The sequence below is a fragment of the Croceivirga radicis genome (assembly GCF_002072105.2).
Lineage (GTDB): Bacteria > Bacteroidota > Bacteroidia > Flavobacteriales > Flavobacteriaceae > Croceivirga > Croceivirga radicis.
The window spans coordinates 21271-32788 of the sequence record NZ_MTBC01000007.1; the positions used below are offsets into that span (position 1 = coordinate 21271).

The window sequence follows — 11518 nt, forward strand, 5'->3', positions numbered from 1 at the left end:
TAGGGTGAATTATGAATTGTTTTCAGCAGCTAATTTCACGGCCTTTTTAATTCGTGTATACGTACCACAACGGCAAATATTTCCGTGCATGGCATTGGCAATCTCATCGTCCGTAGGGTTAGGATTATGCTTCAATAAGGCAGAAGCGGTCATTATTTGCCCTGCCTGGCAGTACCCACATTGTGGCACATCAACTTCTAGCCAAGCTTTTTGCACTGGATGGTCGCCATGTTCGGACAATCCTTCTATGGTCGTAATTTCTTGTTCCCCTACGGCCGATACAGGCAGTTGGCAAGAGCGAACCGCATTATCGCCTAAATGAACCGTGCAGGCCCCACATTGAGCGATACCACAACCAAATTTGGTCCCTACCATTTGCAAGTGGTCTCGTAACACCCAGAGCATGGGTGTAGCCCCATCTACGTCTACCGTTTGGGTTTTTCCGTTGATTTTTAGATTGAATGTTGCCATTGTTTTGCGTGTTTGTTTGAAGGTACTGAAATATCCTTTTGGATGCATTCTAAATTATTGATTCTCCCATTGTTATTCTGTTAAATCTTCATAATTGAACCTTTACAGTTATTGGCAACTAAAATACCCGTAAACTGCGTAATGGTTCAATCATTAATTAGTTTAACCGTTCTGCCACCTTATCATAATATGCTTGGCTTACTACTTCGGTCCAAACCGTAGGGGTTTCTCCGCCATAAATGGCCAAATAGGTTACATCTTTATGCTTGGATGAGGAATGCCAATGTTCCGTATTCTTTTCGCACCTAATAACATCTCCTTCTTTTACCAGTACCGCTTCTTTTCCTTTTTCTTGGTAATACCCTACCCCATCCACAATAATCAATACTTGAACCGACTCATGTTTGTGCCAATCCAATGTTGAATTGGCTTTAAACGTAGCTTTGGTAATGTTGTAGTCCAAATCATCATCTGCCCGCAGCAACGGGTTTAACCAAGCTTCCCCTATATAATGGGTGTTGGGTGCTTTTACTCCTTCGGTTTGGTAAGAAGATATGGCATAATCTGTTTTTTGGGCAAAGACACCCGTGGTATAACAGATAAGACCTAGTATTTGCATTGTAAATTTTCTAAAATTGTTATTTGTAGTTTCCATTGTATTTTGATTTTATATTTAAAATTACAGATTATCCCTATAGTAAATTGTATTACCTATCTACCAAAGCCGTTTCAAAATCCCTTCTACCTTCATTTGTTTGTTTAGAGTCTTTCATATTTTTCGTTTTTTGTTCGCTTTTCTATTGGTACTTCCAAAACTGTAGTTTAGGGAGATGTTCCATGTAAAATCGTCTTCGGGAACAATTTGGGTGTCTATGGCTTTGTTTAAAATGGACGAAATGGAAAGGGGGAAATTCTTTTTTGCGAGGGTGATAAAACCAACCACATATACCCCATCTATGGTGTCCATACGTAAATAATAGGCTTGTGGTGATATATTTAGGTAATAGTCTTTTGCTATACCTATGTTATTAAAGTAGGAATTGAACACCACAAAATTGGTCTGTTTTACACCATCATCAAACCCACGACCGTGCAAATAATACAAACCAATACCTATATTCTTGCCTAACTTATAGGTGGGTACCACCTCTGCAGCTACATAGCGACGAGATTCTAATATATTTTCTTGAACGCCATTACGCATTATGCTTATGGTTCTAAAATTTAAGGCTGGATGCGCCCCGACCCGCAAGGAGAATTTTTCTTTCTGAATTGCCTTGTAGCGAAACCAAAATAAAAAAGACCACGGTTTACCTTCCAATGCAAAGCGCATATCGGGCTCAAAACTTACCCGTCCTTTGGTAAACTTCAAGTCGAACAACAACGCCGGATCACCCAACGAAAAAGAAGGCACCAACGAAATTCCGTTATGGGTTACGCTGGCCGTTCCCCTAAAATCATCCAGAAATTTTTGTTCTTCTTCTTGGGCATTTGCAGCAGTGACCACAAAAATAAATACAGCTATAAATTGCTTAAAATGAAAAGGTTTCATGTGCTTTTTTCAATTTAAACCAAAACTAACCAACTAAATAAGAGCAAGTACTACCCAGATTACGGATGTTTATACCATTATTACGGATTTGGTTTTACTTGATAGGCAAATGTTTACCTTTAAGCTATTAAGCTTAGAAAAGCATGGAAAACATTTACCACATTAAATCTGTTGCTGATTATTTTGCATGGCGAAATACGAAACCTACACATCCTTTGGTGGGAATTTTAGATTACGAGAAAACCACGGCCTACCCAGATTATTCTTTTGACGGATTACACTTTGATTGTTATGCCATTTTTCTAAAAATGGCCAAAAATTGCAAGCTAAAATACGGGGGTGGAGTATATGATTTTGACGAAGGTTCCATGGTGTTTCTAGCGCCCGGACAACAGGCCGGAATTAGCTATGACCCCAATTACGTACCCAAAGGGTATGCACTAATTTTTCATCCAGATTTATTATTGGGCTCAGACTTGGACCGCAAGATGAAGAGCTACAAATACTTTTCATATGGGGTTAAGGAAGCCTTGCATTTATCTGAACGGGAACAGGGGTTGGTCTTGAGCGTTTTGGACAAGATTCAGTTTGAGTTGGAACAGAACCTGGATAAGCACAGTAAAAAATTGATTGTTAGCAATATTGAATTGCTGTTGGATTATTCCCTTCGTTTTTACGACCGACAGTTCTTGACCCGGGAAATTCCGCATCAAAGTGCCTTACAAAAGTTCGATAGTTTATTGAACGATTATTTAAATTCTGAAAAGCCCCAAAAATATGGTTTACCCTCCGTGGGTTATTTTGCGGACCAGTTAAATTTATCGTCCAACTATTTTGGGGATTTGGTTAAAAAAGAAACGGGTAACTCTGCCCAAGAATACATACAGACCAAACTTATAGATGTAGCTAAAAGCAAAGTGTTTAATCCTAATAAATCCGTTAGTGAAATTGCTTATGAACTGGGCTTTAAATACCCACAACATTTTAGCCGACTTTTTAAAAAGCAAGTGGGGCATTCGCCTAAGGAATTTAGGCAGTTAAATTAATATTCTTATTCTATTAGATTTCATTAATAGCGTTAATCAACATATACTTTAAGTTAAAGATTACCAGTAGAAAAACTTAATTTCAATTTTATGATTATTGCCTATGAATCCCATAAGGCAACAAAAAAACTATTCGTAAATAATGAAGGGTAAAAATTGTAATAAGGTTTTAACCAATATGGTATTTGTGGTGCTAATACTAGGTGCCCTGTTACTATTTCTTTCTATCTTAAATTACTGATTTAATTATGCTATCTAAATTGTTAAGTACAACTTGGGAAACTGCCTTAATAATCGTTATAACGAGTATAGGTATTTATTTGTCCATAATTGTACTTACACGTTTGGTGGGTAAACGAAGTTTTTCCAAAATGTCCAGTTTTGATTTTGCCATGACCATTGCAATTGGTTCGGTAATAGCATCTACCATATTACCTAAAAAAGTGAATTTTACAGAAGGTACTATAGGTTTAACTACTATATATTTATTACAACTACTCGTAGCTCATTTAAGAGAGCATCCATTTATACAAAAATGGACAGATAATAAGCCTTTACTTCTTATGGATGGTAGCAACATTAATTATTCTAACTTGAAAAAAGCAAAAGTTACGGAGAGCGATTTAAAAGCAAAACTAAGAGAAGCCAACGTTACCCACTTAAACCAAGTAAAAGCAGTAATATTTGAATCTACCGGTGATGTTTCCGTCTTGCATAAAAACCAAGAAAATCCAGTACAAGACTGGATTTTAGACGGTGTAAAAAGGTAAACATAAATTAGTCTATCTCTATAATCATGGCCGTTTTTGCAGGTACATTAATTGTATTGGCATTCTTAAATTGTTTACCGGTTAGCACATCTTTACCACTTACACTACCTTTTAATACTTCTTTATATTCAACAACATCCAATAGCTTGGCATTCGCATCTTTATTTAAAATAACCATTACCTTTTGGTGCTCATTGTACCTAAAATAAACATAAATATTATCCTTTGGCGCAAAATGTATAAGCTTTCCGTTGTGGATAACCTCAACATTTTTTCGCCAATTAAATAACTTGCTCAAATAAGCTTTTGCGTCTTTCTGTTCTTTTGTGAGTCCGTCTCCGGTGAAGGCATTTACTTTATCTTTTGCCCATCCGCCAGGATAATCCGTTCTAATAATGCCATGGTCTTCGGTACCCTTATTGCCCATTAGTATTTCCGTACCATAATAAATTTGAGGTATACCGCGAACGGTAGCAACATACGTCAATGCCAATTTTACCAAATCTGCATCTTCATTTAGTTGGGTGTAAATACGGCTCATATCATGATTATCTGGAAAAACCACCAAGTTTTTTGGATCTGGATATAAATAATCTTGGCCCAACTCCTCATAAACCGCATTCCAAGAACCGGCGTCGTTTAAAGAGGTACTCAAGGCGTGTTGTATTGGAAAATCCATCACACTTTTTAATTCAGAAGTATAGCCATTGGTATTCTCCTTGCCTTTTTGCCAATACGATACAATAGTTGGGCGGAGCACCCACTCTTCCCCAACTATATTAAAATTTGGATATTCTTTCATCACAGCAGCCGTCCAATCTCGCATAAAATACATATCTGGATACGGATAGGTATCCATACGGATTCCGGCAATACCAGAATATTCTATCCACCACAAGGTGTTTTGTATTAAATAGTTGGCCATAGACGCATTACGCTGATTTAAATCTGGCATGGTGGGCACAAACCAGCCATCAAAAAATTCTTTGGTGTCCTTTTTAGTAGCATAGGGGTCTAACACTACCGTCTTTTTGTGATTGGTTTGGGTGTAGGTATCCCATTGGTTGATCCAATCTTCCGATGGTAAATCTTTCATCCACCAATGTTCCAAACCACAGTGGTTGGCAATCATATCCATAATTACCTTCATTCCTTTATCAGAAGCTTTTTCTACCATCTTCTTATAAGATTCGTTGCTTCCGTAACGTGGGTCTACTTTATAGAAATCTGTAATGGCATACCCATGGTAGCTATAGCTAGGCATGTTGTTTTCTAGAATAGGATTGGTCCAAATGGCGGTAAATCCCATATCCTTAATCGCATCTAAACTATTAACAATACCTTGCACATCCCCGCCGTGTCTACCTCCTTTATCTTTTCGGTTGGGTTTTTCTAGCATGCCCGCAACAGCGTCGTTGTCTGGGTCTCCATTCACAAAACGGTCTGGCGTTATTAAGTAAATAGCATCAGTACTATTAAAACCGGCTATGTTTTTACGGTTGTTTTCACGTGCTTTTAGCTCATATTCATGAATGAATGTCGAAGTACCATTTTTGTGGAAGTCTAATTGTAAATTACCCGGTTGGGCCTGTTCACCTATTGCAATGGTTACAAATAGGTAATTGGGGTTGGCTGCTTTTTTAACGCTTTGTAATTGTACGTTTTCATAAGTTTTTAGTCTTACATCGTTGGCCGCAATGTCTTTTCCATAAATCAATAATTCTATCGAATTATATTCCATACCCACCCACCAATTGGGCGGTTCAACCCGTTCTATGGTATTTTGGCCCAACAATGGTGTTAGGTTTAACACCATGATCATAACTAGTGTAATTGCAATCCTCATTGTTTTAGTTTTATTCAGTTAAAACTAAAGTAGGACGAAATGAGGGGAGTATCGTCTTAAATTATAAATTGGGAATTAAAAGCTATAAAATGAGACCAATTAAGAGGCTAATACTAGTCTTGATTTAATTGATTAAAATATTCGCGGGGCGACTTGTCCGTTACCTTTTTAAATGAACGGTTAAAAGAGGATTTGGAATTAAAACCTACGGCCAAGGCAATAGCCAAGAAAGTCTGATTTTTATATTTTTCGTCTTGTGCCCTATTTATAAAATCTTGTATTCGATATTGATTTACAAAATCTCTAAAGTTTTTATTAAAACCAGCATTTATTGCCCTTGATAAAGTATGTACGTTGGTGTTCATCTTTTCGGCCAGCTCTGGCAAGCTTAATTGTGGATTTAAATACACCTGCTCTTGGGTCATTATCTGGTGTAAATTGGTCTTTAATTGCGCTAACTCTTCCGTTTCAAGAACTGGTTTTTCTATTTTAGGTTCTTCTATTTCTTCCTCTGGTTCTGGCATCCTAAATATTTGTGGTTGCTTTATTGCAAAATATCCCAAGAAAAAAACTACCACAGAAAACACAATCCAAATACCATCAATTAAAAAATTAATTAGAAAATTGGCTGGTTGCTCTGTAAAAGTAGCATACACATCTACCGTTATAATTACCGTCCACAAGAGAAGGCAAATACCCAAAATTATTAATATGGTATTTAGATATTTTAGGTTTTGGTCCGTAGAATAATTGTGTTCTATATTTTTAAAATACCTGTTTACTATACCGTTAATTTTAAACCAATACCAAATATTGAAAGCCAAAGCTAGAACCACTATAACTTCATACACAGCATATGGAGGCGAATCCATTGACTGAAACAAATTCTGTTCTATAAAGGTGTGGGTAGGTTTAAAAAAGAACGTTACGTAAACGATACATTGCAGTAAAAACGGTAGAAAATGTGGCCAATACTGCCAAATTGATTTTTTTGCGTGATGCAGTAATCTTTTAATATAAATAAGCAATGTTGGAGCATATAGAAAAAACACCAAATCCGTTAACAAGGATAGCTTAGGGTAATTGGTATAAATAACACGGTCATAAATAACCACCCTAGCAATGAGGGTAAAAGAGATAACAAAAATTAGTATACTAAGTGCTTGGTTGGCCCATTTATTATTGTTTTGATTTGAGTTTATAATAAAAATGAGAAAGAAACCCTGTAAGGCCGTTAAAACCAAAACCAATGTGTACGGATTAAAAATACCGTAAGATTGGTCTTCCCAAAAGGCTATACTATCCTTAATTAGGGTTTTAGTACTCAAGATATTCACATCTAAAACCCTGTTAGGCCTTGGTCTTCCATAGCTGTTACCTTCCACGGTTAACCAATTTCCCCTTGTATATTTATACTCTATTCTATTGCCATACACCGGAATAGAAATTTGATGAATGCCATTACCTATGTCCTGTAATTTATAGCGTTCATCACCTGGTACCCATCCATTAAAATTACCACAAACAAAAAGAGAAGTATTTGGTGGCGTATTATTAGGCAAGTCTACCACCTGTAAAACTATTTTATTGGTTTTTTCTTTCTTTAGTTGGTCTGCCCAACCTGCAACTTGAAGTGTTACGGTTTCTGGTTTTGAACTAGTAAAAGAGTGCTTTCTAACGTTTAGTGGTTGGCCATTTTTTTGAACCTCCACCGTTTCCCAATTACCACGTGTTATTTTATACGAAATCCAAGATGAATTATGGAATTGCTTGTTAGCCAATACGTAATTACCATTTTCTTGTAATTGAAAAATATAATTTTTATCTGCCGGATTCCAATTGTTAAAAGAGCCACTTAAATACAACGTATCTTTTACGTTGGTCTCTGGTGGAACGTAGTCTACTATAAAAGTAGTCTGCGCATTTAATTTTAAAAATATAGATTGTAATAAGAGTACTATTAAAACAACATACCTATACACGCTATATCCTTTTCTTTTGGTCGGACAATGCGTTTTTTTACTGGATAACAGTAAGCTAGTAGTAGTCATTGAGATAGTGAAGATTGAGTCTGTTATTATTTGCTACAAAACTACGAATAAGAAACAGTTTACCTAATGGTTTATCTAGTGTAACCATAAAAAAAGGGTTGTTACAAGAACAACCCTTTTACATCACAAACTATAATTAAAAATTAACTAAACCGAAACAACTCTCAATTTCCAGTAATAGTAAAAGTATTTGTGAATAAATCTAATGTTATGGTATAATTTCCAGCAGCGGCAACGGCAATATTAGCTCCATCTTGTTCTACACTACCATCTCCGTTATTATCTCCTAAATTAACGGCCCAATCATCATTAAATCTAAATTTCATTTCACCAGCCACTAAATCCAAGGTAATGGTCCAGACTTGGTTAACCGTATCATACATCATGTTGGTATCAGCATCCCAACCACTAGGCGTAGCACTACCTATAACACCCCAATTACCAAGGGTAAATGAATTGTTTGCCACATCTAAATCTATTTGATAGCTACCCGCAGTTACGGCAATATTATCACCACCATTATCCAACACACCATCTGCGCCAGTGTCCCCTAGGTTTACATCCCATCCATTATTGGCTCGAAATTTTAATTCACCATCTGCAAGTGTTGTACTTACCGTCCAAACGTTTCTATCAAAATCATAAGACATATCCGTATCTGGATCGTCCCAACCGTTAGGCGTGGCACTACCTATAATTGCCCAAGTGTTGGCAGACCAGGTATTATTGGCCAAGTCAACATTTATCTCATAATCTTGAGGTCCTGCCAAAACTATGTTATTACCAGGCGAAGCCAATACACCTGTTGTACCATCTCCCGCATCTGCGTAAATTCCATTATCCCAATTTGGAGCATCTGTAAACTTAAATTCGTTACTTGCTTCTGTAAAACGAACGTGACCGCTAAACGTACCGGCTAAGTTTGGTAATTCTACCGCATTTAAGGCAGGAGCAGATGATGGGTCCCAACCTTGGTAACCTCCTGGAACATATAATACCTCTGGGAAAGCCAACTGTTCGTCTTCTGTAGCTGCCCAAATGGCAAAACCGTTGGCTGGGGCTTTTAACGTAACCAAACCACTAGCATCTGATTGTTCAAAAATCAAATATTCTTCTGTGTAATCCTTAATATTGGCACTAGCCCAATGCGTTTGTACTTCTCTGGATACTTCTTCCCCACTTAAGTTAATATATAATACCAAGCCTGGTTTTTCTGCATCGCCACCACGAGTAGCCACAAACTCTTGATTAGAAACATGATTCACTGTCCAATCCCCAGCAGCTAATTCTGAACGAATCTGAATTAACTGGTTGATTTTAGCTTTTTGCTCTTCACCGCTATCCTCATAGTGCGAATAAAATACACAAGGATATCCCGGAGCACTCATAATATATGCATAAGCATGGGTTTCAAACGCATCTGGAAATTCATTACTACCATCTCTAGCTTCCGTATCATGGTTACCCACAAAAGTTACCGCTTTCTCTGGCATGGTAGATAGTAAGCTAGGTTTAACCAACTCGTTTAAATTACCGTTTAAAAAGGCATTGCGCATATTAAAGAAGTTAGGAAAATCAAAGGCATTAGCACCAGAGGCTTCTACCCATGGACCAACTACACCTTCTACATTACCATCAAAATTTTCACCTACGCTATAACCACCCACGGTAGCTATCCAATCTTTAACAACATCTGGAGAAAAACCTTTTACAAAATCGAATCTCCAACCGTCAATTTTCAACGTATTCATGTAGTAATTGGCAACCGATTCTTCGGACTGCCATAACCAATCGCGCACATAGTCATTCTTTAAATCCAAGTCTGGAAAACCACCAAATCTGCCTTCATCCTTTAAATTTTCAGCATTAGGCAAGTAGTTTAACCAAGTTCTATTGAATAAACCAGATGCTGGCTCAAACAAGGTATAGGTTTCAATTTGTCTAAACTCGTTATACTCTAACTGTCCACCAGAATTGTGGTTTAGTACAATGTCTGCAATAACCGCAATATTATTCTCGTGCGCAGTACCAATCATATTTTCTAATTCTGCACGATTACCAAAACGGGTTTCTACAGTTCCATGCTGTTGAAAGTCACCAAAATCGAAGTAATCCGCCGGGTCGTACCCCATAGAAAAACCACCACTTTGACCTTTAGAGATTGGCGGAATCCAAATGGCATCAATTCCGTTGGCTGCCCAGCTGTCTAGTTTAGATTCTACATTGTTCCACCAAATACCGCCCTCGGTAACGTCCCAATAAAAGGCTTGCATCATAACACCATTACCCGGTACTAATGCATCTGTTCTACCAGCTGCCGAGCCAGAAGGTAAATCTTCTGCATCGTTAGCTTCTTTAACTTTTAAGGGCGAAAAATCATCGTTAGTACAAGCTGCGAACACAAAGGTTAACGCAGCCAGACTTAGATTTATATATTTTTTGATTTTCATAATTTCTTGATTTATTCGATAGTGTAGGTTGGGTTATCGGCATCTGCCAAATACAATGTTATGGTATACGTACCTGCACTTACTGGAATGTTGGCTCCGTCTACCTCTAACGTACCGTCATTACCATCATCTCCATAATTAAAATCCCAAGCATCATTGGTACGGAATTTAATTTCACCGTCTAACAACGTAACATTTTCCAAAATCCAAACGCCTTCGTTGGCATAATCCGGTGTAAAACGTACGTTAGGACCGTCCCACCCATTGGGAGCAGCATCACCAACCAAGCCCCAAATATCAATAGGTTCTAAAGTATATAGGTTATTGGTGAAGTCTACCGAAACTAGATAGTTACCAGCTTCTACCATAATATTATCACCATTAGCTTCAATAGTACCATCTGCACCGGTATCACCAAAGTTTACGGCCCAATCGTTATTTTGTCTAAACTTCATTTCACCATTGGTAAGTGTTACCACTGCCCTCCATTGGTCAGAAGAAGAGTCATACGTTAAAGGCGTATCAGGACCATCCCAACCATTTGGTGTAGCATCACCAACCAATCCCCATGAGAATGGCTCTATGCTGTAGGTAAAGTCGTTTAAGCTAAACATTACTTTGTAAGTACCAGCCGTTACCTGAATGTTATCACCGCCTTCGTCAAGAATACCATCTGCTCCTGTATCGCCATAATTAACGGCCCAATCATTATCTCTTCTTATCTTAAGCTCGCCGTCTACCAGTGTAACATAAGCCACAAATTCGTTAGCGATAGCCGTACTGTAAACCGGCACATCTGGCCCATCCCAACCATTAGGTGTTGCAGAACCCACAAGACCCCAAGGCGAGCTTAGATCAAATGTAGTTGCATACCCTGTAATGGTTAAAAGTTGTGGGCTGGATGCCGCTACAACCTCTTGGCCCAACATGGCCTCTACCCAAATCTTAACCTCATTTTCCAAACCGGCTAAAGCGCCAGCATCTGCTACCGATTCATTCAATTCTTCTGCTAAGAATTCTTTACTTAAAACATTGCCTACGTTTACACGAGATGGTTCTGCTTCTGTTGCGGCGTCTACGCCTACCACCACATTATAAGTGGGCACTGCACCAGTAAAGCCAAAATCTGGAGCGGTCCAATTTAGGCTTAGTACGGTTTCGCCCGTCATGTCTCTAGTTAATTCTAGTGCATCCGTGGAAGATAGTGTAAGCTGTGTACTTGCCTCGCTACTTACTCTAATATTCTCATCATCATCGCTACAACCTGTCACCAAAAGTGCCATTGCCACGATGGATGCATATATAAATGCTAAATTTTTCTTCATCGTTTTA

Annotated in this window: 9 protein-coding genes; 2 read left to right on the top strand and 7 right to left on the bottom strand. The window is 38.0% G+C overall.

What is annotated here, in order from left to right:
* Nucleotides 1-9: 9 nt before the first annotated feature.
* The 3 genes from BUL40_RS10900 to BUL40_RS10910 form a co-directional block, all read right to left on the bottom strand.
* Nucleotides 10-471, bottom strand: coding sequence for a (2Fe-2S)-binding protein (locus BUL40_RS10900; RefSeq protein WP_080319412.1), 462 nt, complete (start codon nt 469-471; stop codon nt 10-12).
* A gap of 157 nt (nt 472-628) precedes the next feature.
* Nucleotides 629-1126 carry a cupin domain-containing protein gene (locus BUL40_RS10905; protein WP_244901864.1) on the bottom strand — a complete coding sequence of 166 codons (498 nt, stop codon included), beginning with the start codon at nt 1124-1126 and terminating at the stop codon, nt 629-631.
* A 114-nt stretch (nt 1127-1240) separates the two neighbouring features.
* Nucleotides 1241-2023: a hypothetical protein gene (locus BUL40_RS10910; RefSeq protein WP_080319296.1), complete on the bottom strand. Its 783-nt coding sequence runs from the start codon at nt 2021-2023 to the stop codon at nt 1241-1243.
* A 143-nt stretch (nt 2024-2166) separates the two neighbouring features.
* Here BUL40_RS10910 and BUL40_RS10915 point away from each other — a divergent pair, with 143 nt between their 5' ends.
* Both BUL40_RS10915 and BUL40_RS10920 read left to right on the top strand, forming a co-directional pair.
* Nucleotides 2167-3069: a helix-turn-helix domain-containing protein gene (locus BUL40_RS10915; protein ID WP_080319297.1), complete on the top strand. Its 903-nt coding sequence runs from the start codon at nt 2167-2169 to the stop codon at nt 3067-3069.
* Nucleotides 3070-3317: 248 nt separating this feature from the next.
* Nucleotides 3318-3839, top strand: a complete 522-nt coding sequence (locus BUL40_RS10920) for a DUF421 domain-containing protein (RefSeq protein WP_080319298.1) — start codon at nt 3318-3320, stop codon at nt 3837-3839.
* A 7-nt stretch (nt 3840-3846) separates the two neighbouring features.
* On the opposite strand, the gene BUL40_RS10925 is transcribed toward BUL40_RS10920, so the two are convergent.
* The 4 genes from BUL40_RS10925 to BUL40_RS10940 form a co-directional block, all read right to left on the bottom strand.
* Nucleotides 3847-5685 (bottom strand): glycoside hydrolase family 13 protein, encoded by a 1839-nt coding sequence (locus BUL40_RS10925; RefSeq protein WP_080319299.1) that lies wholly within the window; start codon nt 5683-5685, stop codon nt 3847-3849.
* 113 nt (nt 5686-5798) lie between these two features.
* Nucleotides 5799-7736 carry a helix-turn-helix domain-containing protein gene (locus BUL40_RS10930; protein ID WP_080319300.1) on the bottom strand — a complete coding sequence of 646 codons (1938 nt, stop codon included), beginning with the start codon at nt 7734-7736 and terminating at the stop codon, nt 5799-5801.
* Between the two features lie 164 nt (nt 7737-7900).
* The gene (locus tag BUL40_RS10935) at nt 7901-10186 is read right to left on the bottom strand and encodes an alpha-amylase domain-containing protein (protein ID WP_080319301.1); all 2286 of its coding nucleotides are present in this window, start codon (nt 10184-10186) and stop codon (nt 7901-7903) included.
* A gap of 11 nt (nt 10187-10197) precedes the next feature.
* On the bottom strand, nt 10198-11511 hold the full coding sequence (locus BUL40_RS10940; protein WP_080319302.1) for a SusF/SusE family outer membrane protein: 1314 nt from the start codon (nt 11509-11511) through the stop codon (nt 10198-10200).
* Between the last annotated feature and the right edge of the window lie 7 nt (nt 11512-11518).

Coding starts and splice junctions, on each gene's coding strand:
- BUL40_RS10900 (WP_080319412.1), bottom strand. CDS start 471: ATGGCAACATTCAATCTAAAAATCAACGGAAAAACCCAAACGGTAGAC.
- BUL40_RS10905 (WP_244901864.1), bottom strand. CDS start 1,126: ATGGAAACTACAAATAACAATTTTAGAAAATTTACAATGCAAATACTA.
- BUL40_RS10910 (WP_080319296.1), bottom strand. CDS start 2,023: ATGAAACCTTTTCATTTTAAGCAATTTATAGCTGTATTTATTTTTGTG.
- BUL40_RS10915 (WP_080319297.1), top strand. CDS start 2,167: ATGGAAAACATTTACCACATTAAATCTGTTGCTGATTATTTTGCATGG.
- BUL40_RS10920 (WP_080319298.1), top strand. CDS start 3,318: ATGCTATCTAAATTGTTAAGTACAACTTGGGAAACTGCCTTAATAATC.
- BUL40_RS10925 (WP_080319299.1), bottom strand. CDS start 5,685: ATGAGGATTGCAATTACACTAGTTATGATCATGGTGTTAAACCTAACA.
- BUL40_RS10930 (WP_080319300.1), bottom strand. CDS start 7,736: ATGACTACTACTAGCTTACTGTTATCCAGTAAAAAAACGCATTGTCCG.
- BUL40_RS10935 (WP_080319301.1), bottom strand. CDS start 10,186: ATGAAAATCAAAAAATATATAAATCTAAGTCTGGCTGCGTTAACCTTT.
- BUL40_RS10940 (WP_080319302.1), bottom strand. CDS start 11,511: ATGAAGAAAAATTTAGCATTTATATATGCATCCATCGTGGCAATGGCA.